This is a genomic window from Diplocloster modestus, from assembly GCF_019042245.1.
In the GTDB taxonomy this organism is placed as follows: domain Bacteria; phylum Bacillota; class Clostridia; order Lachnospirales; family Lachnospiraceae; genus Diplocloster; species Diplocloster modestus.
In genome coordinates this window covers 39,194-64,564 of the sequence record NZ_JAHQCX010000010.1, presented here as the reverse complement: position 1 = coordinate 64,564, position 25,371 = coordinate 39,194, and the positions used below count along the sequence as shown (strand labels likewise).

10 protein-coding genes are annotated in these 25,371 nt (G+C 51.4%); 6 read left to right on the top strand and 4 right to left on the bottom strand.

Features of this window, described 5'->3' with window-relative positions; translation table 11 throughout:
* Positions 1 to 90 precede the first annotated feature (90 nt).
* From truA to KTH90_RS14820, 3 genes are all read left to right on the top strand, one after another.
* A complete protein-coding gene (gene truA / locus KTH90_RS14830) occupies positions 91 to 825 on the top strand; it encodes a tRNA pseudouridine(38-40) synthase TruA (protein ID WP_158354018.1) in 735 nt (244 codons plus the stop codon).
* A gap of 86 nt (positions 826 to 911) precedes the next feature.
* The gene (locus KTH90_RS14825; RefSeq protein WP_158354017.1) at positions 912 to 2,522 is read left to right on the top strand and encodes a CvpA family protein; all 1,611 of its coding nucleotides are present in this window, start codon (positions 912 to 914) and stop codon (positions 2,520 to 2,522) included.
* Positions 2,523 to 2,712: 190 nt separating this feature from the next.
* Positions 2,713 to 3,531 carry an Ig-like domain-containing protein gene (locus KTH90_RS14820; RefSeq protein WP_158354016.1) on the top strand — a complete coding sequence of 273 codons (819 nt, stop codon included), beginning with the start codon at positions 2,713 to 2,715 and terminating at the stop codon, positions 3,529 to 3,531.
* Here the strand turns inward: KTH90_RS14820 and KTH90_RS14815 are convergent, their stop codons facing one another.
* On the bottom strand, positions 3,532 to 4,725 hold the full coding sequence (locus KTH90_RS14815; protein ID WP_158354015.1) for an AfsR/SARP family transcriptional regulator: 1,194 nt from the start codon (positions 4,723 to 4,725) through the stop codon (positions 3,532 to 3,534).
* 229 nt (positions 4,726 to 4,954) lie between these two features.
* On the opposite strand from KTH90_RS14815, the gene KTH90_RS14810 reads away from it, so the two are divergent.
* From KTH90_RS14810 to leuS, 3 genes are all read left to right on the top strand, one after another.
* On the top strand, positions 4,955 to 17,806 hold the full coding sequence (locus KTH90_RS14810) for a SpaA isopeptide-forming pilin-related protein (protein WP_238726999.1): 12,852 nt from the start codon (positions 4,955 to 4,957) through the stop codon (positions 17,804 to 17,806).
* 275 nt (positions 17,807 to 18,081) lie between these two features.
* Entirely contained in the window at positions 18,082 to 19,941 is a 1,860-nt protein-coding gene (locus tag KTH90_RS14805) for a hypothetical protein (protein ID WP_158354013.1), read from the top strand.
* 253 nt (positions 19,942 to 20,194) lie between these two features.
* Positions 20,195 to 22,606 (top strand): leucine--tRNA ligase, encoded by a 2,412-nt coding sequence (leuS, locus tag KTH90_RS14800; protein WP_238726998.1) that lies wholly within the window; start codon positions 20,195 to 20,197, stop codon positions 22,604 to 22,606.
* Between the two features lie 216 nt (positions 22,607 to 22,822).
* Here leuS and KTH90_RS14795 read toward each other — a convergent pair whose 3' ends face one another.
* From KTH90_RS14795 to KTH90_RS14785, 3 genes are all read right to left on the bottom strand, one after another.
* Positions 22,823 to 23,323: a hypothetical protein gene (locus KTH90_RS14795; protein WP_158354010.1), complete on the bottom strand. Its 501-nt coding sequence runs from the start codon at positions 23,321 to 23,323 to the stop codon at positions 22,823 to 22,825.
* On the bottom strand, positions 23,301 to 24,548 hold the full coding sequence (locus tag KTH90_RS14790) for a radical SAM protein (protein ID WP_158354009.1): 1,248 nt from the start codon (positions 24,546 to 24,548) through the stop codon (positions 23,301 to 23,303). Before KTH90_RS14790 ends, KTH90_RS14795 begins: the two co-directional genes overlap by 23 nt.
* An 89-nt stretch (positions 24,549 to 24,637) precedes the next feature.
* Positions 24,638 to 25,351, bottom strand: coding sequence for an energy-coupling factor transporter transmembrane component T family protein (locus tag KTH90_RS14785; RefSeq protein WP_158354008.1), 714 nt, complete (start codon positions 25,349 to 25,351; stop codon positions 24,638 to 24,640).
* Between the last annotated feature and the right edge of the window lie 20 nt (positions 25,352 to 25,371).

Sequence of the window (25,371 nt, the reverse complement as noted above, 5' to 3'; positions counted from 1 at the left end):
TTGGCTCCCGTTCCATTGGCCCCCGCCCGGGAATCCCATCCCCCAGACCCCTCCGGACCTAAGCAAACAAAGAAAAAGGAGCAGTAAAAAATGAATTACAAAATGATATTGGAATATGACGGGACTTCCTATAATGGGTGGCAGAAACAGGGGAATACCGAACGTACGATACAGGGGAAGCTGGAAGAACTGCTGAAGAAAATGACTGGGGAGGACACGGAGGTAGCAGGCTCCGGGCGCACCGACGCCGGCGTGCACGCGCTGGGGCAGGTGGCGAATTTCCGGCTGAAGGAATACCGGGAGCCGGGGGAACTCCTGGAAGAGATGAACCGGTACCTTCCGCAGGATATCCGCGTGCTTGAGCTTAAGACGGCTTCGGAAAGGTTCCACAGCAGATGGAACGCGCTTCGGAAGACGTATGTATATCGGATCGACCGGGGGGCCAAGCCTTCTGTCTTTTACCGGAAATACCGGCTGGCTTACAGCGGGCCGCTTCATGTGGAGCGCATGAGAGAGGCGGCGGACTGTCTTTTGGGTACCCATGATTTTAAGAGCTTTTGCGCAAATAAACGGATGAAAAAGTCCACGGTGCGCTGTATTCATGATATCCGGATCGAAGAGCAGGAGGAGGTAATGTCTGTCTATATTACCGGGAATGGATTCTTGCATCATATGGTCCGCATTATTGTGGGAACTCTGCTGGAGGTTGGGAACGCACAGAGATCCGCAGCGTCCGTGCGGGACGTGCTGGAAAAATGTGACCGGGCGGCCGCCGGACAGACTGCTCCTCCTCACGGCCTGTTCCTGCTTGAGGTAGAATATTAAATCTTTATAAACTCATTGTTTTGTACGAATAAAACTGCTATGATGTATACTGTTAAAACTTTGACGGGAACAAAGGAGGAGCTACTATGAAAAAGCCAACAAAAGTGATTCTGGCAGTGCTGGCACTTTTGATTATCGGTTTTATTTACTATTATGTGTCATTGCCTGCGATTAATATCCATGCCGGAGGATTCTGGACCTTCCTGATCGTGCTGCTGGCAGTTTTGGTCGGATTTTACATTTTATCCAGACTGAAAAAGGGAGAAAATATTAAAGACGTAAAGAAAAGCAAGATATTCAAAGTCGGAATCGGAGCGATTCTGCTGGTGGTAGTTGTGTATCTGGTGGGGAGCCTTTTGTCCTCCCCGATTGTCAACGCCAAGAAGTATCAGAAGCTGCTGACGGTGAAGGACGGGGAATTTACCGAGGATATCGATCAGGTATCCTTTGACCAGATTCCTCTGCTGGACCGGGATTCCGCCACACTGCTGGGGAACCGGAAGATGGGAAGCCTGGTGGAGATGGTCTCTCAGTTTGAGGTGAGCCCCCTGTATACACAGATTAATTACAAAGGACGGCCGGTTCGGGTCTCCCCGCTTCAGTACGCAAGTCCCATCAAATGGCTGACGAACCAGAAAGAGGGAATACCGGCCTACATGATGATTGATATGGCCAATCAGGATACGGAATGTGTGAAGCTTAAGCAGGGGATCAAGTACAGCCCTTCCGAATACTTTAACCGGAATATCTACCGGCATCTGCGCTTTAACTATCCGACTTATATTTTCGATGAGATCAGTTTTGAGCTGGACGAAGAGGGGACCCCTTACTGGGTATGTCCGGTGAAAAAATACAGCATCGGCCTATTCGGCGGACAGGTGATCGGCAGAGTTGTGCTCTGTAATGCGATAACGGGTGAAACCATGGATTATCCCATCGAGGACGTGCCGTCCTGGATCGATCGGGCTTACTCGGCGGATCTTCTGGTACAGCTGTTCGATTACTACGGAACGTTGAAGCATGGTTATTTCAACAGTATTCTGGGACAAAAGGACTGCCTGCAGACGACCAACGGATATAATTTTATTGCCCAGGATGATGATGTGTGGGTCTACACAGGTGTGACCAGTGTGACTGCGGATCAGTCCAACGTCGGTTTTGTTCTGATGAACCAGAGAACGATGGAAACAAAGTTTTACAAGATAGAGGGCGCGGTGGAGGTCTCCGCTATGTCATCTGCCGAAGGACAGGTGCAGAACCTGGGATACCGGGCTACATTCCCGCTTCTTTTGAATATAGCCAATGAACCCACCTATTTCATCGCATTGAAGGACGATGCCGGTCTGGTCAAAAAATACGCCATGGTAAATGTCCAGAAATACCAGCTGGTAGCCATAGGCGATACGGTCCAGCAATGTGAGAAGCAGTATATCGCGCTTCTGAATACAAGCGGTATCTCCGCGGACGCGACAGCTGCGGCTACCCAGAGTAAGACAGGTGTTATAGCAAAGATTGCCCAGGGGGTTATCGAGGGAAATTCCCATTACTATCTGATGTTAGAAGGTTCCGACGAGATCTTTGACATATCCGTGGTGGAGTTTTTAGATATTATCCGCTATAATGTCGGCGACCGTATTACGATAGAATACACGCCAGGCGCTAGCGCGAATGTCGTACTTGGTATTAGCAAAGAGTAACAGGCAGGGTTTGACCTTTCCTAAAGCTGGGAGCGGGTAGATGCGAGGGACAGACTCCGGAGACGGAGGCTGTCCTTTCCTCTGTCCGTTCTTTTTATAAACTGATAGACAAATGAAAACAAAAAATTATATAATATAATAAAATTAGTATGACATTTTTAGTTTGCAGGTTCGCAGACGGGAGGGTACGATGAAAATACATAGAAGTAAAGCGATACTTTTTGGGATATGTACATGGCTGCTGGTAGTCCTGCCGTGCAAAAGTGTTTTGGCGGATGAAGGACAGCCGCCCTGCATTGCCAGCACGAATCCGGGATCCGGCGATGTGATCGGAGCGCAGGACACGGTTACCGTGGTATTTTCGGAGCCGGTTTTTGGCGATGCTTCCGTAACATTTTCTCCGGCTCACGGAGGAGAGCATGTGGATACACAGCTGTCGGGAGATGGAAAATCTATGAGCATGTCGCTGTCGGGATTTCAGGAAGGCGAGAGCTATGGATTTACGATACAGGGCCTGGCGGACGCCTACGGACACCCTCTGGATTCCGGATTAATCGGGTTTACGGTGCGGCAGACGTCGAATGATAACACAGATGGAGATGTGACTTATGTCTATGAGACGGTGGTCGAGACGGCGGAACCAAACGTGATATACGGAGGATCTACGGTAACAAAGGGGACGCAAAATGCGGCAGGTACACACCAGGAATCGGCTTCCGGTACAGGAGAGCAGGCGGCAGTGACGCCCAGTCCCACCACAGCTCCCCCCGCGAGTACGGAACCTGCGGTGACGCCCGACACGTCCGGTGACGAAAAAGATGGGAATCCACAGCTTCTGAAACCGGAAGAGAAAACCTCTGACGATGTAAAAGCTGCCGGTTCCCAACAGAATCAACTGGTCTGGATCATCGTATGTGCGGTTGGCGGTGCCGCTGTACTGGCAGAGATTATTTATCTGGCCGTTCATTACATAAGAAAGAAAAAACGCCAAAAAGAGGAACAGCTATAATTACTGGATCAGCTTGCTTTCGATCTCCATCTCCACATTGGGATGTTTGTGCTGCTGATAATAGCGGTCACAAATGCGGTTGATGGCGATCCGGCTGCCATTTTCGTTGACAACGGTCAGAATCAGAGAAAACTGCGCGGGGCTGGATTGGGTAAATACGTCATTGCTGCGCAGGTTTTTGGCCAGAATCTGGTGAAGGGTTTCCATGTCCGCCTTGATATCGGTGGTGACGATATCGGGATAGTTGCGGTCGGTAAGGGTAAATAAGGTCAGGTAACGCTTACTCTGTGAGCGCCTGACGGACCGTAGGTTAATCTGGTAAATGTTTTTGAAGATGTCAAAATTGCAGTAGAAGGTACCGTTGTCATCTTTCTTCGTCCGGAGATTTTCTTCCAGTTTGGCGATATTCAGCTGATGGTTCGGCAGGCGCTTTACGATTTCTCTGTAGATATCGTGCATGGAACTGCTTAAGTCAACCCCGTATTTCTGAGAGAAGAGATCCGAGACGGAATAATAATAATCCAGGGCCTGGGATACGGCATCGCTGTTTAAGTAGGCATTTATTTTCTCTTTGTGGAGATCCTCGTTTAACTGGTCTCCTATACTGGAGGCATTGCACAGGGCGATGACATCCTCATACCGGCCAATGGAATTCAGATACCGGCACATATCCACGGTACAGCAGGTGTATAGGTTTTTATAATAGACACTTCGAAAAACCACCCATTCCTCCGAGGACTGTGCGCTCAGGAAATCTCCCACATAAAGATCATGCATTTTCTCAAAGTATGCAAACTGTGCCCCGGGATCGGATTCTTTTTTTGCCAGATTCGCATACTGTTCAAACTGATAAATATCAATCTCACAGGGAACATCGGGGTTCCACAGATAAGCGTTGTTTGTAAAAAGAATGCATTCCGGCCTGAGGGTTTCCGCGGGATAGAAATCAGCCAGCACCTGTCTGGCCCGATAGACCAGATTGCGGAGCGCCCCGGCAGGATTTTGACAATCTTCACTTTCGCTCCATAGAATATCCGTGAGCTTATCTTTGGATACAGGAATTTCTTTATTGGCCAGCAGATAGGTGATCAGACGGGTCACCTGAAGGCTGCGGTTGTTCGTAGGTGTGAATTTGTAATAGTCATTGGAAATGGTAAAAGTACCGAACATTTTGATATGTAGTGTTAGGTCCATGTGGTTTTCCTCCCTGCTTTTGTAAACTGCATGTTCAATTTCTATTATATTTTATTATAACAGAGAAATAAATCATTATTTTAATTTTTTTTACAATAATCCTGCAATATATCAGAAATAATGTGACAACCGTGTGACTGTGCCATGGTATCATTATTTATTTAGAGAGGATTTGCAGCGGAGCGTCCGCTTTATTAATAAGTCAGACTGATGACGGGAGGTTGAGATTATGAGATATAAACATGACAAGAAAGGATACGGAATCAGCTATTGGAAGCGGATTATGGCTCTTGTACTGGTGGCGGTTCTCTGGGTGACGGCGAGCAATTACACGCTGGCGGTGGAACTGGAGACAGAAGAAACCCAGACAAATACGCAGAAGAGCGCAGGTGATGCGAATGCCAGTACAGATCCGGATACCGGTGCAGAAACACCCAACCCCACAGCGGAGCCAATGGTGACACCCGGTGCTGTGCCGGAGGGGAGCCCTGGGGCGGAGGCTTTTGGGGAGCCGGGAGCAGAGCCCACGCCGGAGCCGGTGTCAGAGCCCACGCCGGAACCTTCTGTAACTCCCGAAGGAGATTCTTCCGGCGGGAACGATCAGAATGCGCTTCCCACGCAGGAACCGGCGGACGCTCCGGAATCGGCAGTGTCGGCAGTGGATCCGTCTGCAGATCCCCAGAACCAGACAGATGCGGGTCCGGAAGCGCAGACGTTTGATACGGTTCCGGAAGTCACCTTTGAGTTCTCAGCCGCAATCAGCGAGACAGAAGTCACCGCGGGAGATACGGTAAACTATACTGTTTCCTATAATGTTCCGGGCGGCGGCAAATATACCAGCTCCACCATCAAGGTAACGCTGCCGGAGGGGATCAATCCTGTGGCCTGGAGCGGAGATGATGTGAGCAGCCAGCGTACGATCCGGAACGCGGACGGCACCACCACCTGGTTTTTCCAGTTAAAGCAGGGCCTGGTAACCGGTACCGGACGGACGATCGCCATGACGTTAAAGACGGATAACTTTGATTTCGCCGATGGCTCCCAGCTCGAGATACCGGCTAATTTCAGCAGTTATTTTACGCAGGATAACACCTCCGAGTCTATCCGGCTGGACCGGGATGCGAGCCCGAATGCGGATGGGACGGATCTGGTCATACGTGCGGACGACGGCTGGGATGTGCAGAAGACCCGGGGAGATGTGATCACAGTTGAAGAAAGCGATAAGGAATATTATGATGTCACCTATGAACTGACCGTATATAACCAGAGCAGTACGGCTTCGGAAAATGCGCAGGGGCTGCGGGAAAGCGAATGGAACCGGTTCGGCCGCCTGGCTATGCAGTCTTATTCACTGACGGATATACTGCCGTCTTCCGGACTGCCCTCCGGCGGAGGCGCTGTGTCCGTCCGTTCTGTGACAGCCAGATCCACTGTGAACACTACGCCGCAGAATCTGACTCCGGGTACGGACTATACGATCCAGAAGAATCCGGATAATACGATCAAAACGCTGGAGATCAGTTACATAGATAAGCTGACGCAGGAACAGGCCGCCGAGTATCCCAATGTCCGGGAGAATACGCCGGTTAAAACCATCTATACAATCGTTGTACGCTATCCAAAGTCCCCTTATCTGACGCCGTCCAATGAGCCGGAGGCGGTGATTTACGATCTGGTCAATACGGCCCGTCTGAATTACCAGCTTCTGGGACAGAACCCGGCGCAAAAGGAGAGCCAGGCGTCTTTAAAACTGGGGGAAAAAGAACCGGAGGGCGGCAGCACCTCGATTACGGTGGAAAAATATGTCGGTATGGAGGGCCGGTCCTGGCTTCTGGACGCATCGGCCCAAAAGACCTATGGTGCGGCCCGGTTTGCGCTGTACAAAGATAAGGACTGCACGATTCTGGCAAATAATATCAGCGGAACCGCAGCGGCAGGCGCTGAAACTCCGGTAAATGAAAATGGAAGGGTAACTTTTTCGAAACTGAAGCCCGGCGTGTATTATCTGAAGGAAACAGCCGCGCCAGCCGGATTTTCGCTCCTGGCGAAAGGTACGGGGCTGAAAGTGGAAGCAGCTCTTGACGGTACCTTAAAAATTGACCAGACAGAAAATGCGGTGGTGGAAGGAAATATTCTGAAAGTAACGGATATGGCGGAAACGGTGGGAGCCGTTGAATTCTGGAAACAGGGCCTCAATGCAGCCGGAAATACCCAGGCACTTGCGGGAGCTGTCTTTACCCTGACGGGGAAAACAGGCGGAAAAACCTATCAGGCGGTCAGCGGGAGCGACGGAAAAATCCGTTTTGACTGTGTTCCAAGCGGTGATTACCTGCTCCAGGAAACCGGTTTGTCCGATGAGCTGAGAAAGGAATACCAGATCGATAACCGGGTGATCGATGTGACGGTGTCGGGTAACCGAGTGACATATCCGGCCGTCCATGATCCGGGAAGTACCAGCACGCATCCGGTATTCCAGAATACATCCTCAAAAGGAAAGCTAATAATAATCAAAACGGATGAAAAAGATCCCAATAAAAAGCTTGGCGGTGCCAGGTTCCATTTGTATGGGCCTTATGATGCGGCGGTTACGTCCCTTCCGGCCGGAGCCGTGCCTGTTCAGAATACGGACGGAAGTGATTACGTCATGGAAACAGGCGGCAAAGACGGCACAGCGCTGTCTATGCCTTTGGAAGCGGGAAAATATTTTATCCGGGAGATCGAGGCTCCGGAAAACTATGTGCTGTCTGTAGAGGTCACGGCTTCCGGCGTGTCCGCAAACACAGAAAACAGCATAACGCTTACCAACCGGAAGAAAATAGCGGTGACCATCAGCAAAAAGGGCGATGTCGCCGGATTATACAAGGAAGATCTGGCCGGCGCCGTATTTGAAATATACGATGCGCCTGCCGGCGGCGCGCTGTTAGGCACCCTGACCACCAAGCTGGATTCTTCCATGCATTCCACCTCCAATGAGATCTATCTGGAGAACGGGAAACAGTACTGGTATGAGGAAAAGAACGCGCCGGAAGGGTATCAGCAGATACAGGGGAGACAGCCATTTACGGTCGGCTCAGAAGATTCGGTCCATTTTGAACTGGAGATCGTGAATACCGCGGTGTATGGACAGATTAAAATCCAGAAGCAGGATGCCACGGATACAGGGAAAACATTGTCCGGGGCCAAATTCCAGATATTTAAAGATCCGGCTTGTACGCAGGCTGTCGGTGATGTGCTGACGACAGGCGCAGACGGAACTGTGCTATCCTCGCTGCTGGAGCCGGGAAATTACTACGTGAAGGAGCTTGAGGCGCCCGCAGGTTATGCTATTACGATCGAAGTGATCCGGGGCATCGACGGCGGAGGTAATGCTGCGGCTGATGGGGCCGGTATTGCGGTAAGCCAGAATGTGCAGACCCTGGTGAAGGTAAAGGATGAACCGCTGGCCAGCCTGAAAATCCTGAAAAAAGACTCGGTAACCAATGCCATGCTGGCCGGAGCCGGCTTTACACTGTACCGGGATGAGGCGTGTACACAGCCGGTCGGAACAGAAGTTTTGACTGACAAGGACGGTATCGCGGCATGGAAAGGCCTGGAACCCGGAAAGACCTATTTCCTGAAAGAAACCACAACACCGGCGGGTTATAAAGTATATCAGGAACCGGTAACCGTTACGGTCCCGGCCAGTGGCAGCGGCAGCTGGCAGGCGGATCTGACCTATGAAAAAGAGATCGAAAATATACCAAACGGTATGCTTAAAATCTATAAAACCTCGAATATGGATTGTGAAGGTTCTGATCGTGCAGCCTTACAGGGAGCGCAGTTTGAATTGTACCGGGCAGTATCGGAAAACGGCGCAGCGGATTGCTCCGATCCGGCAAATCAGATTGGAACGCGCACGACCGGCGAAAACGGCCAGGCGGCCTGGGAGAACCTGGAGGCCGGCAGCTATTGGCTCAAAGAAATCCGTGCGGACGGCCACGCAGTACCGGCAGACCCTGTAAAAGTCGAAGTGGCCCCGGGTGAAAATGTAGAAGGTTACGGGATTACCGATATAGAACAGATCGACAACAGTGCGGATAAAGGGAAAGTCCAGATTCTGAAAATCGATGAGAGTGATCCGGCGAAAAAACTGGAGAATGTTACGTTCCAGATCTATGCAAAGCGCGGGGATAACGATTATACCACAGCCGATGTGCTGGGTACGCTGACGACCGACGCAGAGGGCCAGGCGGTGTCGGGATGGCTGGAACCCGGGGAGTATGTGCTGATCGAGCAGGAGACTGCCGGCAGTCCGGAGGGATATGAGGTGGATGCCGCGCCTCATCCGTTTACGATAGCGGCGGGGAAAACCGATAAAACCTATGTGAATCATCCGCTTACAAACCGGTTGATGGGGAAACTCTATCTGTACAAATACGGTACATTCCCGATTGCCGGGGAGGATGGTTCCGTCACCAGCGGGGAGAGCAAATATCCGCTGGCCGGCGCGACGATAGAGATCTACAGAAAATTAACCGAGGATGCGTTAACCGATACATCCGAGCCCAATCTCCCGATATGGAGAATGGAACAGATGCCTTCCAAACAGGAGACGGGATGGCTGCCGGAGGGCGATTACTGGGTAAAAGAAACAGCCGCGCCGGATCAATATACCGCTTCCGCACAAATATATCAGGCCCATGTTACAAGCGGACAGTCTGAGGAGATTACAGGCTCCAATCAGGTGCATATCGATAACCGTTCGGAAAGAGGCAGGCTGCGGCTGTTTAAACGCAGCCATGGTACCAATGCCCTGTTAAACGGAGCCGAATTCCTCCTCTATCAGCAGGTGGCGGAGGGAACTCCTGGTGCACAGAAGTTCCTGGTAGGCGGCAGCGACGTCTGGCTGCTGAAAGTCAGGGTATCCGCTTCCTCCGATGATACCGGATACCTGATGCAGAGCGGTACCGACGGAACCGGATCGGCAGTGACGATCGAGATCGATCCGGGCACGTATTATCTGTATGAACAGAAAGCGCCTGACGGTTACTTTGTGGATGAACTGTGGACCGGGCCGATTACTGTGACGGCAGGAAATGAATCCACCGTAACGGTGGTCAATTATCCGGAAACGACGATCGACGGAAGTAAAGTGGATGCGGACACCAATATGGGTGTGTACAGCGCTTACTTCGGTCTGTTCCGCACGCAGGCGGATGCTGAGGCCGTGGTTCATTATCTGTGGGACAATGAGGCGGCGACCGACACGGTATTTCGCAAGGCGCTGGCCGCGAAGCTGACCGGTGGGACCTATGTCGATGATCCGGATCTGAAACAGATCGTACAGTGGGCGGTTACCGATGCCGGCGGCCGCTTCTCCTTCCGGGATCTGAAGGAGGGTACTTATTACGTAGCGGAACTGGTGCCTCCGGCCGGATATGATTATGATGAGACTGTGATCCGGACTCTGGCGGTTGACCAGGACGGCCATGCTACATCCGAACTGGTATTCTCGGATTATAAGCTGGGGCAGCTTCAGGTCTCCAAGGTGACCAGTCTAGACCAGGGAACCGCAGGTGAGCAGGAATACCGGGTAAACGGTGTGAAATATAATGTCTACCAGGCGGTCGAAGATACAAACGGTGCCTATGAGCGAAACGGTATAAAATACCGGAAAGCGGAATCAGCGTCCGCTGCCGGTTACACCAACGCCAACGGGATCTATACCAGCATTCTGCTGCCGAAGGGCGTGTATATTATAGAAGAAGAAAAGGATGAGTCGAAATATGAGGGAGGGAAAGCGCCGGATATCGTCGATATTACGGTTTCCTCTCCAGACTACCGGATCCTGGAGATTCAGGCCGGTCAGGTAAATGGGGCCACAGACAACGGGAAGGATAACGGGAAGCTGCTGGAGGACCATAAGTTCCGGAATCCTGCCAAAGTGGGTAAATTTGCGCTAAAGAAACTGAATGATCTGGGAAATCCGGTGACGGATGCGGCCGCAACCTTCAAGGTGCAAAGGTATAACGGCAAAGACTATGAGGATTACCAGATAGGTGGAAAGACCTATACATTCCAGACCAAACGCAACGGTGATTATACCTATCTGTCCGATTACCTGCCCGTAGGGGATTACAAGCTTGTGGAAATAAGCTGTCCTGGTTATACACTGGCAGCGGATGTGGAATTCTCCATCGCGGCCGGAAAGATCACGGGAGCGGCAGGTGCAGCCGCGGGCGGCGGACTGGCGGATCCGATCCTGGTTACGAATAACAGGCAGGGCATATTAAGCCTGGAAAAATCCGGTGTGTTCGGGGAGAAGAGTGACGCCTGGTATGCGCAGAAACTTCTGCCGGACGTTACATTCCGAATTTATAAAAATGTCAGCGGCGACAGGACTGCGGATTGTACTGACGCCAACTATATCGGATACAGGATTACGGGCCCCGCTGGAAAGATCATAGACTGGAAGCTGGATGCCGGAGATTACTGGCTGGTGGAGACAAAGCTTGGCAAGAATAGCAGCCAGTATCCGGAATATGAGCCGTTAGGCACACTGGCGGAGCAGATCAAAAAAGCATTTCCTGTAACCATAGCCATAGGCGAGACCACTTATCTGCGGACTGCGGACGGTACGGCGGTCGAAAATAAAGTGATCTACGGTAAATTTAAGATTAAGAAAGCAGACGCCAACAATACCGATCAGGTCCTTGGCGGAGCAGAGTTCGATATTTACCGGAAGGAAACCGGCGGCGCGTGGGAGCGTGCGAAGGATTCTGAAGGCAAGTGGGCGGTTCTTAAAACCGGTACGGACGGCACTGCGGTATCCGGGTATCTGCCGGCCGGCGAGTATTATGTAAAAGAGACAAAAGCGCCAGAGGGATATCTTACGAAGGATACGTATTTCGGGCCTTATGCAGTAGAGCAGGGGAAACTGGCGGACTACACAACCAGTGTGTCAAGTTATGTGACGAACCAGAAGGAATTTAAGATCCAGGTATACAAGACCGACGGCAAAACCAACAGCCCGCTGGGCGGTGTCACCTTCGGGCTCTACGAATCCGAACAGGATGCGGTGAACGATGAGAACCGGCTGGCTGCGGGCAGCACCAATACGGCAGGCAGTTATCTGTTTACCGGACTTTATGTGGAGAACTCGGGAACGAAGACTTATTATCTTCGTGAGATATCCACGGTCGATAATTACCAGATGAATGATACGGTCTATCCGGTCACCATTACCTACACGGACAGTGATCAGGTGACCGTGACGGCAACACCGAATCCGATCCCCAATATGCCTTACGGAAACTTTGCCGTGACCAAGACGGCTGCGTGGAACGGAGTCACCGTGACCCTGCCTGGAGTGGAATTCAAGGTATACCGGGTGGCAGCGGAAAATGTGGAACACAACGATGGAGACGCGCCGGTCGATACGATCAAAACGGTACTGGATGTAGCGACCAATTTTGCGACTGCTGTCAGTAAACCTCTTCCCTCCGGCTGGTATGAGGTGGTGGAGACACTGCCCGACGGATTTGCGCCGGAAACCGGAAAAACAGCTTCCGTCTGGGTGCAGGTGGAGGACGGTAAAACCAATGTTAAATATAAAGATACGCCGGTGGTGAATGTTCCCAATAAAGGAAAATTCCTGCTGAAGAAATACGACGGTGCCGATGGAACCGATCCTGCGTCTTTACACGGGCTGACCGGAGCGCAGTTTGAGCTATATAAGCAGCAGGCAGATCATACCTATCAGCTCCAGATCATAGACGGGGAAGAAAAACTGACCATGAGCAGCCCTGTATATGAATCAGGTATGCTGGAACCCGGTAACTACCGGTTAAAGGAGATCAAGGCGCCCTCTTACCAGAAAGCGGACGGTACCTGGGTTCAGTTCCAGCTGCCGGAACAAACGGAATTCGATTTTACGATTGTTGAAGGGATTACGAAAGAGGTCGTGTTCCACAATAGCCCCAAGGGCACGATTCAGGTGTCAAAACAGGGGGTTCAGTACGATGAGAACGGGCTGCCGATCGAATCGGCCAGAACTATGCTGAGCGGAGTTGTCTTTCGGCTGTATACAGGTTCTCCAGCAGATGGCGTGATGAACTATGTGGAAGTGCCCGACAGCGAGAGAACCACAGACGGCAGCGGCACCTGCAGCTGGACGGATGTGTCCCCCGGTACCTACTATATCCATGAGATCAGCGCTCCGGACGGCTATGAAGTCCAGGAAGATGATTTCTATAAAGTGACGGTGGAGGACGGACGGCTCGTCACAGATGAGCTACTGTATCGGCCTTTAAAGGCAGATAATCCGGACTTGCAGGCCGATGGTGTGATCGGAAATGACGCGGTCAAAGGAGCTATCCTGATCAGTAAGACAGATGGTGACACGGGCAATCCGCTGACCGGAGCCATATTTAAAGTATATGCGAAAGATGCAGACGGAAACTATACCCGGGAAGTGGACAGCGTAGAGGTAACCCGAGGGGACGGCATGGTGAAGACCAGGCTGTTAAGCGCGGCGAAAACGGGAACCACATATCTTGTCAAAGAGGTGAAGGCGCCGGATCCATATACGCTGGATGATACCTATTTTCCGACAGAGCAGGAAGTCACGGTGTATCCGTTCTTTGAGCCGGCGGTAAACCAAACTTCTAATTACGTATCATTCCAGAACAAGAAAATCACGGAGGATATGGGGAATTTCGTGAGTTCGATCACGAAAAGCATTGACGATGAGGATGAAACCGTACCTTCCACGCAGGTGCAGGCGGAACACAGCCTGATGTTTGAAGATTATACCGTCAACTTCACCCTGTCGGGCTATGCTGACGGTGCGAATATTCTGGGAGCCCGGGAATTCACAGTTACCGATAACCGGGTCACCCTTCAGTATCTGCAGAAACTAAATGACGGCAGCCAGATATATACCGATCTGCCGCAGGTGAACCGGGAAGATTACCAGTTTAATTCCGTAACGATACATCCGGCCTATTATGCGGATCCCGCCGCGGCGGCAGACGCGGTGCTGGAATACCAGTTCTACGGGGAAACCGTATGGAGGTCTTATAACAACGGCCATGTGTATTCGCTTACGGCGGATCAGACGCTTCCGCTGGATTCCCTGGGAGGAACGGTGACAGGGATCCGCGTCCATTACCAGAATGTGAAGAAAGGATTCCAACTGGCGGACGCCGCCAAAGGGATCACCATCAACGCCACATTCCACAGCCGGGAGGCCGTGGCTTCCGCGGATTTACCGGAAGTGCGGCGGATCGTGAACAGCGCGGACCTGCACTGGACGGAAGAAGTGTACAACAGCGAGGGGGTAAGTGAAAACGGCACCACAGCGGACATCAGAAGCAGCCAGGTGACGGCGTTGATTCCCAGGGCGGAAGATGTAATGCCGACGGTGAAGCTGACCAATATGATTACCAACGGAAGCGCCAGCGGGAATCAGTTCGCGGCTGGGTCCACGGTGGCCTATCGGGTGACGGCGGAGAATATCAGTACGAACGACGCGGTATTCAGGCAGCCGGTCCTTACCTTTGACCTGGCCGCTTACACCAGTCTCCATCAGAACTTCGGGTCGGCCGGAAACGGCTTCAAGGTAATTAAGAAATCCATGGATGCCCACGGTACCCCCAGCTATACGGAGATACCCGTGGATCAGTATACTCTGAAGGAAACCACGGTAAAAGCTGTCGCAGGTACCGGCAGTGACGGTTCACCTGTCACGGGGGAAGTGGATACCACCAGGTATATCTTTGAATTCGGCCCTGGCGTGGTACTCAAGCCCGGGGAAAGTATTATGCTGGAACTGGAGGCGATCATTGATTACAATAAACCCCAGGGGGCGATTAAGTTTACCTCTCCGGCCCATTTGAGCAGCAACTATACGATTCCGGCTTCCGCGGAAAACAAACTGGGTACCAGTTTCTTATCTCCGGACAACATGCAGGAAAATCCGGATATCGATGACACCATCGGCCAGACAGAACAGGGGAACCGGGAATACCTGTATGAGCCGGTTATCGTTCAGACTACGGACAGCAGCGGCACACAGCTGGTGAAGGAGATCAGCGCGGATAACAAGAATTGGAGTTATACCAAACCGGTCACCGTGAATCCCACGGATGAGGTTTATTACCGGATGACGATCTATAATTTTTCGCCGAACCCGGCCAAGACCATCCGGCTGGTGGATATTCTGCCGTTTACCGGGGACAGTTATCTGTTCAATGCCTTTGTCAGCCGGAATACGGATATCCCGTCCGGAGCCGGATTTGAGGAAATGCTGTTTGAGAGCATGGATATTCCCGACAAGGCCAATGTTGAGAATTATAAATTTTATTATTATGTGGAAGCTACCGCCGATGTCAACAGCTGGGAGACCAGAACGGGCAATCTGTATGCGGAGATGCCGTTCTTCTATGATACGCTGGATTCCGGAAACGGCAGATATGAGAACTGGGGCGGAAGATGGACTACAGGCATGCCTTCAGATCCCGGAAGGATTACCGCGATCGGGATGGAGATCACATTCAAAGACAGCGCGCTGTTGGAATACGGCGACTCCTTCCAGATGACCCTGACCATGAAAACGCCGGGATACACGGCGGATGAGATCGAGGACTATGCCACGAAACAGATGGTAAATACAGCAGCGGTGGCGGTGATCCGGCAGGCCCAGACGGGGATCGCGGACAGCATCGGTAACGAGGACCGTGTGGAGTCCAACGATGTGGCCGCCAAGCTTGTGCTGCCCACAGGCTCGATCGGGGACTACGCGTGGTATGACAATAATAACGACGGGCTTCAGGACGATACGGACACACCGGTGCCGAACCTTAAAGTATCCCTGTATCAGACGGTGACCAGCGCCAAAACCGGAACCAGCATGGAAAAACTCTATGCCACCACAACCACGGACGGCGTTGGAAAATACCTGTTTACGGATCTGCCCTGCAGTTATCTGAAAAAAGGTGCTGCCGCAGGCTCAGAAGACCCGAACGATTATGTGGGCGGAGAATTTTACCGCTACCGCGTGGTATTTGCCATGCTGGATGACTTCTCCAACACAACCAGATATGAAGGAGGAGACAGAGCCAAAGATTCCAATATCGATGAAAACGGGTCCACGGATTACGTGCAGCTGTCGGTGCAGATCAGAGACGGTAAATTATACGGCGAAGAGAATATGACCCTGGACGCGGGCTTTATCCGCCCGTACCGGCTGGGCAATCAGGTCTGGCTGGACTGGAACCGGGACGGTATGCAGGGCACCTATATCGATGTGGATGGTGTCGAGAAGCCGGAACCAGGCGTAAACAATGTGGGTGTCAAGCTTTATAAGGTGGATGGACCGGATGGCAGCATCGAAGGACTTTCGCCTTACGCGACCGCCGTTACCGCTTCGGTAAACGGGGAGGACGGCATCTATTGGTTTAACAACCTGCCGGAGGGCTATTATGTGGTGGTATTTGATACGACCACTCTGGTGAAGGAAGACGGCTATACTTATCGATACATGTTTACGGAAGATAATGTGGATACGTCCAGGGATGCCTATGATTCGGATGCTGTGATTTCACCTGAGCTCCACGCGGATGACAGGATCAGAAAGACACAGGTGATCCATCTGTGGCCCGGAACTTCCCCGGATCTGCTGGCAGATCCCCATGTGGATGACCGCTGGGATGCCGGACTGACGGTATACAGTGCCCTGGGCGGCTTCTGCTTTGATGACGAGAATTATACGGATATGCAGGACATCTACAAACCGCTGCCCGGAACCAAGGTGGATCTGTATCAGGTAGTGAACGGTATACGGGAAGGCAGCCCGGTCCGCACGGCGATGGTGGGAGAAGATGGTAAATATTACTTTGACCAGCTGATGGAAGGGGATTACCAGATTCATTTCACCTATCCGGAAGGTTATACGGCTGTCAAGCCGAATGTGGGCACGACGACCACCGATTCGGATACTAAGATTTTTACAGATGGAGACATGAGCCAGGGATTCACGGAAGTGATCCATCTGCCGAGAGATGTGGCGGACACAACCTGGGATGCCGGAGCCTATAAGCTCAGCACGATCGGAGATTATGTCTGGTATGACCTGAATAAAAACGGACTTCAGGATTCCAATGAACGCGGAGTTGCCGGAGTGAAAGTGATACTCCAAAGCAGGATGGATGGAGGAGCGTGGAGCAGCTACGCGTCCACGACCACGGATCAGAACGGCAGATACCTGTTTACGGATCTGAAGAGCAGCACGCGGTATGGAATCCAGTACCGGGTAGCATTTGACTTTGCGGACGGTATAAAAGTGACAATACCGAAACAGGGTGAGGACACAGCTGTCGATTCCGACGCCATGTTCAAAATCGAAGGACTGGGTTATGTGACTATGCCGATCCCGACCCTGGAATACGGAGCTGAAGATCTGACCTGGGATGCTGGTATTATATCGACCAAAGGGACCATCGGAGATTTCGTCTGGTATGACAAGAATCAAAACGGCATCCAGGATGAAGGGGAGTTCGGAGTAGCGAATATACCGGTGGCTCTGGAGATCTGCCCCAGCGGCGAGGTGGACAATGAGAATGCCTGGTATGTGTATGCAGAGACCAGGACGAATGCCAATGGCTATTATCGGTTCTATGATCTGGATGAAAACTATTACCGGGTGAGGTTCCAGATCCCTGATCAATATAATGTCACTCCTGCCAACCGGGGCATTGGAGATAACGCCCATGAGCTGGATTCCGACGCCTCCAGGGAGGCCACGGGGCGCTGGTTCTACAGCAGAAGCTTCTATCTGGATGTGGAGACAAAACCGGAGGACTTGTCCTGGGATGCGGGTGTCTATCTGAAGACCGAGGCACGCAGGGATACCAGGATCGTGATCAAACGTACGATTGTGCAGCACCCCACGGTATACCGGTATCTGCCTGCGGTCCGGACCGGTGATCATACGCCGCTTTGGCTCTATGTCGGATTGTTCACGGGCATGGGTATTTTGGCTGCCGGGCTGTTTTTAAGCTGGCGCAGAAGAAGAGGATCTTCCGGAGACGGTACTAAATAACGGAATGACTTTGTAAATTTACTATGAGAGGGAACCTCTTATTAGCAGGGCTCGGAACAAACTCGCCAAAGGGCGTCTCGAACAGTGTTCCGGGCCCTGCCAGATTCTCCCTTCGCCTGCGTAACCGGGAGATATAAAATATGCAGTGGGATCTCAAATAATTGATGAAGTTACCATATATTTCTTGGTTTTGTGACAATGGTGTGATTCTGGAGCATTATGATCATAAGTGAAAAGGGTAGAAAGCATTTAGAAGTATAAAGGATGTGAGTGTTATGAAAAAACAGATTATGAAGTTAGCTGCCAGTTTATTTATTATATTAGGAACCGTAGTGTTAGGTGGAACGACGGCTAAAGCAGCAGGATTTACTATAACAGGTGAGACTGCGCCAGGGCCTGGAGAGCAGGTTTTTACGGTATCCAATTATGGAGAAGCCGATCATTTTTCGTGGTCGGCGGACGGCGGTTTCAGCGGACAGTTCTGGCTGGAGAGCGGAAGCAGTACCAGGTTTTCCGTGCCGACGAATGATTATATCGTTGTACAGGTCAGCTCTGAAAAGAATGGGTCTGATTTTGCCGTAAGCCGGAATGAATATCCGGTGACGGTATATGCCAGCTACGGGGGAAGCAGAACTCAGCTGACAACACTTCTCTTCAATATGAATCAGGGAAGCATAGATTATACGGTGGATGCCAATGTGACGGTGAACGGTGTCACTTATACCTGTACCAACGGAACGACCCAGTATCTGTACTATGGGGAAGGCAGCAGCATGGAATTTATATATGAACAGGTGCAGCAGCCGGATAAATATATCGATGTATACTTTACCGATACAAACGGCTATATGCTGGGCAGTGACAGTTTTGCCGTTTCCTATGGAAACAGCGTGAATTATACGGCTCCGGCAGAATATCAGGCTAACAACCGTACCTACAGCGCGGTTTCCGGACAGAGTATGACCATATCCCACCGGTATGACAGCGCCAGAACTTCTTACAGCTTTACCTATGCAGCACAGACAGCGGCTCCGGATAAACCTTATTCCGTAGCCATCCGTCTGGTGGATGCATCCAGCAATGAGGTTTTTGCTGCGGAATCTATGACCATTCCCGCAGGCGGCTCCAATACCTTCAAGGTGCCGGGCACTTATGTAGCAGGTACGACATCCTACAGACTGGCCGCAAACCAGCCGGCCTCCATCACACACAGTGCGGATTATACACAGAGAAGTTACGATGTATTGTACGATGTAGTAAGTACAAAAGTGGAATATCAGATTAATATTCGTTTTACAGACGCGGTATCCGGCGAAACCCTGCGGACCGAGACGATTACCGTTCCGGTAGATTCTGTGGCTACCTATGATTTACCCTCCACAGTGGAAGCCAACGGTCATAAATATCTGCTGGCCTCCGGTCAGGCATCCAGGCTGACCCATGATTATAACAAGACGGCCAGAAATTATACCATCTATTACAATGAAGAAAACAGCGCACAGACAGCTTCCTATAATATCGGAGTCCAGTATGTGGATGTAAAGACAAATTCCGTATTATTCCGGGATACCAAGCAGGTAACTGCCGGAGGCAGCGTAAAAATTACCGCTCCCGCTTCTTATCAGAGCGCTGGAAACAGCTACGTAATGCTTTCTGGACAGTCTGGCGATGTAACCCACAGCTATTCGAACACCAGACGAAACTATATCATCTACTACCGGAATGTCAATGACACGGAAAATGAAAACACCGTCGTTACGGAACAGGTAGTCAACGAAATCATCAATGAAAACGGTGAGACCGTTGTTATACCCAGCGCTGTAGCCACGATCACCAATCCGGCCGGCACCCAGACCACAGTCGACCAGAACGGCAATCTGGTGACGATTCCGGATGAAGCGGTCCCGCTGGCAGACGGCTCCCAGCCGGAAACCCCGGAGGAGCAGTCACCGAAGACAGATGATAATGAAAAACAGGACCTGGTAAACATTGAAGATGAGCCGGTCCCGCTGGCAGCAGGGGCACCCGAACAGGCTTCTCCCAATGTCCTGATGATCACCGGTATCAGTCTGGCGGCGTTGGCGTTTCTTGGCGCATGTGGGATTCTGGTTGTGAGGAAGAGGAAAAGAGTTTAAAGAATCGTTCATTTAGATCCGCCAATCACTTTTGTGGTTGGCGGATTTTTATTCCTGCTGGTGGTTTGTCCAGAATTCATTAGGGGACTGTCCGGTCCTCAGATCATTTCCTTCCTCCTAAGATCCCACTCAAAACCTTGACAAATGGTGCTCGTATGATAGAATGAAAACTAGTGTAATTAGTGGGAACTCCGCTTGGGGCTTCTTGTTAGAGCATAAAGAAAGTGTATCTGATACATTAGGAGGAAGAGAAATGGCAGTACCTTACAACCATAGGGCCATTGAGCAGAAATGGCGGAAGAATTGGGAAGAGCACCCGGTAAATGTGAATGATGGAAAGAAACCCAAATATTATTGTCTGGATATGTTTCCGTATCCCTCGGGAAGCGGACTGCATGTGGGGCATTGGAGAGGGTATGTCATCTCGGATGTGTGGAGCCGTTATAAGATGCTGCAGGGATATTATCTGATACATCCCATGGGGTGGGATGCATTCGGACTGCCGGCAGAGAATTACGCGATTAAGATGGGTGTTCATCCGGCTAAGTCTACGGCAGAGAATATTTCTAATATTAAAAGACAGATTAATGAGATCGCTGCGATCTATGACTGGGATATGGAAGTGAATACCACAGATCCGGATTTTTATAAATGGACCCAGTGGATTTTTGTGAAGATGTTTAAAGAGGGACTGGCTTATGAAAAGGAGATGCCGATTAACTGGTGTCCTTCCTGTAAGACCGGCCTGGCCAATGAGGAAGTGGTGAATGGCTGCTGCGAACGCTGCGGAGCTGCTGTGACGAAGAAGAATCTGAAACAGTGGATGCTGCGCATTACCAAATACGCGGAGCGGCTGCTGAATGATCTGGATAAGCTGGATTGGCCGGAAAAAGTGAAGAAGATGCAGACGGACTGGATCGGTAAGAGCTACGGGGCTGAGATTGATTTTGAGGTGGTTGGCCGGGAGGATAAGATTAAGGTGTATACGACCAGACCGGATACGCTGTACGGCGCTACGTTTATGGTCCTGGCGCCGGAACATGCGATGGCCGCTTCTCTGGCTGCCGACGAGTATAAGGAGCAGGTGGAGAAGTATATCTTTGACTCTTCCATGAAGTCCAATGTGGACCGGCTCCAGGATAAGGAAAAGACCGGTGTGTTTACGGGCAGCTATGCGGTCAATCCGCTGAATCAGGCAAAGATCCCGATCTGGTTGTCGGATTATGTGCTGGCTGATTATGGTACCGGAGCGATCATGTGTGTACCCGCCCATGATGACCGTGACTTTGAATTTGCGAAGAAGTTTGAGATTCCGATCGTACAGGTCATCGCCAAAGGCGGGGTGGAGAATCCGGATTTGACGCAGGCGTATACGGAACCTGGTATTATGATTAATTCTGAGAAATTTAACGGCATGAATTCTGAGGATGCGAAGCGGGATGTGCCCGGTATGCTGGAAGAGCAGGGGATTGGCAAGAAGACCGTGAATTATAAGCTGCGTGACTGGGTATTCTCCAGACAGCGTTACTGGGGCGAGCCGATTCCGATTATCCACTGTGAGCACTGCGGCGCCGTGCCGGTGCCGGAGGATCAGCTGCCATTACTGCTTCCGGAGGTAGAATCCTATCAGCCCACCGGAACCGGGGAATCTCCGCTGGCTGACATCGAGGAATGGGTGAATACAACATGCCCGGTCTGCGGACGCCCGGCAAAGAGGGAGACGAATACCATGCCCCAGTGGGCGGGGTCGTCCTGGTATTTTCTGCGCTATGTGGACAGCCATAATCAGGAAGAACTGGTATCCAGAGAAAAAGCGGATAAGTACCTGCCAGTCGATATGTATATCGGTGGTGTGGAGCATGCGGTCCTGCATCTTTTGTACTCCCGGTTCTATACAAAATTCCTGTGTGACATGGGCGTGATTGATTTTGACGAGCCCTTTAAGAAGCTGTTTAACCAGGGTATGATTACCGGTAAGAATGGGATCAAGATGAGTAAGTCCAAGGGAAATGTGGTGTCTCCGGACGATCTGGTACGTGATTACGGCTGCGATTCCTTAAGACTGTATGAACTGTTTGTAGGGCCTCCGGATCTGGATTCCGAGTGGGATGAGAGAGGAATCGACGGCGTTTACCGCTATATCAACCGGTTCTGGAATCTGGTTATGGATTATAAGGACGGTAATGTAAAGGCGACGAAGGAGATGATCAAACTTCGTCATAAGATGGTCTATGATATAACGAACCGTCTGGATAACTTCAGCCTGAATACGGTTATTTCCGGTTTCATGGAATATAATAACAAATTTATCGAACTGGCCAAGAAAGAGGGCGGAATCGATAAAGAAAGCTTGGAGACCATGGTACTGCTGCTGGCGCCGTTTGCTCCGCATATCACGGAGGAGCTGTGGGAAGCGCTGGGACATACGGATTCCGTATTCCACAATACCTGGCCGGCTTATGAAGAAGACGCCATGAAGGATGACGAGAAGGAAGTGGCGGTGCAGATCAACGGCAAGACAAAAGCGGTGATCAGCCTTCCCGTCGACGTGACCAAGGAAGCGGCACTGGAGGCCGGAAAAGCGGCGATCGCGCAGAAGCTGACCGGGACAATAGTGAAAGAGATCTACGTGCCGGGACGGATTATCAATATTGTGCAGAAATAAGTTCGCATTCTATAATGCCTTTAATTGGGAGGGGACTGGCATCTTTCGGCAGTAAAGCCAGCCCGAACAGCAAATACGCGGAGAAAGGGGCCTGTCCCCGGAGGTTGACTCGAATAGACCAACATCCGGGGACAGGCCCCTTTCTCCACGCAGTTTCTTGAAGATTTGGCTTTACTGCCGAAAGATGCCAGTCCCATCCCCTGCATATTGCTATTCTTAGGAATTACGTATCCGAGGGTTATCAAGATGCAGATCCGGCGTTATCGGAACCGGCAGCGGCAGGGCAGCAGGAAGCGGCTCCTGTGTCTGTTCACAGCTCTGCCAGCAAAGTTCCCATGCGCAGCCGATCTCCGCAGACGCATCTTTCTGCCTCGCCCGCAGTAGCATCCGGGCAAACAAAGGACCGGTGATCAGACAGCGCAAAGACTTCACCGAGAGCTTATATACCACATCCGCACCATGCAGCCACAGAGTCATTTCCCGGTCGAACCAGAGGGAATTGACCAGCCCCCGGCCGAGGGCTGTGTGCTCATCGGCCAGTCCCAGAAGCAATGTCGAGCCGTTTACCTTGAGAAGCGAAGGGCAGACGAACGTCACCGGGCCGGACGGATGGACTGGACAGGGGGCCTGGAGGTATCCCCCGCAGTTACCCGATTCCAGCAGTTTTTGTATCTCAAGTGGAAGTTCCTTTTTCTCATACAACTGAAACAATGTCATCCAACCTTTCCAGATCACTGTCGGGATGATTTCCGCAGTGCTTATAATCATCATTGGTACAGAACAAACCGTATTCTCTTCGGATATCGTGAAGCCCTCTGGCGAGTCGGATATAGTAGTCAAGCGGGGGCATTTTCTGATATCCCAGCTTGGAATACCTGTGGGGCCGCCAGATGGTACTCAGGAAAATAACTCCGTTCTCAGCGAAAAACTCACAGGCCTGGAAATTGGATTCCAGGGCTTCCTCTACGGTTTTAAATCCATAAGGGGAAGCCATCTCGGCTCCGGCCACCACCTGCGTGCATACCTTACCTTTTCCGAAGATTTCCACGGCATCTACCGTGCGGCGGATCCATTCGTTCCGGCCAATATATTTTTCCTTGCCGGGACACAGGAGGGGGAAGAGAGACTTATCCCATATTTCAATATTCGGACAATATGCGGTCAGCCCGGTCTGCCCGTACAGGCGGCGCAGCTGTGTCTTCGTGTAGGCCGGCGCCATCAGCTGACTGGAAAAGCGTCCGCTGAAATTACGGCCGATCGCCTGTAAGATCCGGATATAACGGTCCACCTCGTCATCGAAAGGATGCTCGCCGCCAAAATCCGAACCGCCGGATAAGAAGATTTCAGAAAAACGTCCGGGCTCCCGGATCGCTTCTCTTACTGTTTCATAAATATCTTCGCAGTCAGCCTCCCCGTGATTTTCCCCGCCTGTAAAAAATGCGCAGAACCCGCACTGATGGCCTCCCTCCCAGAAACGGCAGCGCTCATATGCGGTGAGGATCAACTTCTGTGCACGGATATCTACCAGCGACTCCATCGGTGTCCCGCGGCTGGTTAACTTTCCGAAAAAAGCGGGTCTGGGAACAAAGTCTACCGTATCCAGCACATCATCCCCGTCTTTTAACTGGAATTCTTCCCGATCCTGATCCCAGTCCACCAGATAAGGGGCATCGAAGGTTTCTCCATAATTGATATAGACATTGCTGGCATCCCGCAGCAGAATCGCGCCGGGCATCGCTTTGTCCGCCGGCCGGCCCTGGAAATTAATACCAAAGGAATCTACCTTGCCGAAATTGTACAGCGGGGTCTGTAGCTGATCCAGCGCCCGTTCACTGAGCAGCACGCCGTCGCAGAGCATACTCAGTTTTAGAATAACAAAAGGAGACAAATCCGGATTGGCCGCACAGGTGTTTTCCAAAAGCTCCCGTTTCGTTTTATACATAAGAATCTCCATTCCGCCGCCTTTCAGTTAGCGGCACAATATAGCAATGAAAGTCTACATTCTGTCACACTAAATCTCCTAAATATAACCTATAAGAAAATCAGCCCCACGATCAGAATCCCTGTAGTTCCAATCAAGAAAAGGATGTCCACGGCCCGAAGAGGCACTCGAAAAGCGACTGCCCTTTGCACCCCGCCCTCAAAGCCGCGGGATTCCATAGCCATAGCCAGGCTTTCCGAGCGCTCCAGGGCATGGACCAGCATAGGGAAGATCCTTTTTGGAGAAAATACATAAGCTTTGATCCCCCGTACCTTTAACGCAGCGCCCACGGTTGCGTATTCGTTTCGAACCGTAGGAAAGAAATGATAAGCCGCAAGGATGCCATACGCAAATTTGGGCGGAAGGTGAAACTGCTGCATCAGGCTCATAACCAGTTCCATGGAATTCGTTGTGAAGGCAAAGAGCATACCCAGCCCTCCAAAGGCCATAATACGTGACGCCAGTTTCAGAGCCGTAGACCAGGAAGTGGCATAGAGGGTCCGTTGATCGACCATGCGTACAGCGATCTCAGCCTCCCCAGAGGAGGGAAAAAACAGTCCAGTCATGAACATTCCGGCTGCAGTCAGCAGAAATGGCAGCAGGGCGAGCAGCAGACGCCGGCGGTTTACGCCTGGGGTAAGGAAGGTTACCGTCAGAGCAGTGAGCGCGACCAGGACATTCAGTGTAGTGCAATAAGTCAAGGACAGCAGCAGGGAGGCAATGATCAGGGTCAGCAGTTTAAAACCCGGATTTAGTTTCGTCATAATCAATTCCCCTTTCAGCG

Coding starts and splice junctions, on each gene's coding strand:
- truA (WP_158354018.1), top strand. CDS start 91: ATGAATTACAAAATGATATTGGAATATGACGGGACTTCCTATAATGGG.
- KTH90_RS14825 (WP_158354017.1), top strand. CDS start 912: ATGAAAAAGCCAACAAAAGTGATTCTGGCAGTGCTGGCACTTTTGATT.
- KTH90_RS14820 (WP_158354016.1), top strand. CDS start 2,713: ATGAAAATACATAGAAGTAAAGCGATACTTTTTGGGATATGTACATGG.
- KTH90_RS14815 (WP_158354015.1), bottom strand. CDS start 4,725: ATGGACCTAACACTACATATCAAAATGTTCGGTACTTTTACCATTTCC.
- KTH90_RS14810 (WP_238726999.1), top strand. CDS start 4,955: ATGAGATATAAACATGACAAGAAAGGATACGGAATCAGCTATTGGAAG.
- KTH90_RS14805 (WP_158354013.1), top strand. CDS start 18,082: ATGAAAAAACAGATTATGAAGTTAGCTGCCAGTTTATTTATTATATTA.
- leuS (WP_238726998.1), top strand. CDS start 20,195: ATGGCAGTACCTTACAACCATAGGGCCATTGAGCAGAAATGGCGGAAG.
- KTH90_RS14795 (WP_158354010.1), bottom strand. CDS start 23,323: ATGACATTGTTTCAGTTGTATGAGAAAAAGGAACTTCCACTTGAGATA.
- KTH90_RS14790 (WP_158354009.1), bottom strand. CDS start 24,548: ATGTATAAAACGAAACGGGAGCTTTTGGAAAACACCTGTGCGGCCAAT.
- KTH90_RS14785 (WP_158354008.1), bottom strand. CDS start 25,351: ATGACGAAACTAAATCCGGGTTTTAAACTGCTGACCCTGATCATTGCC.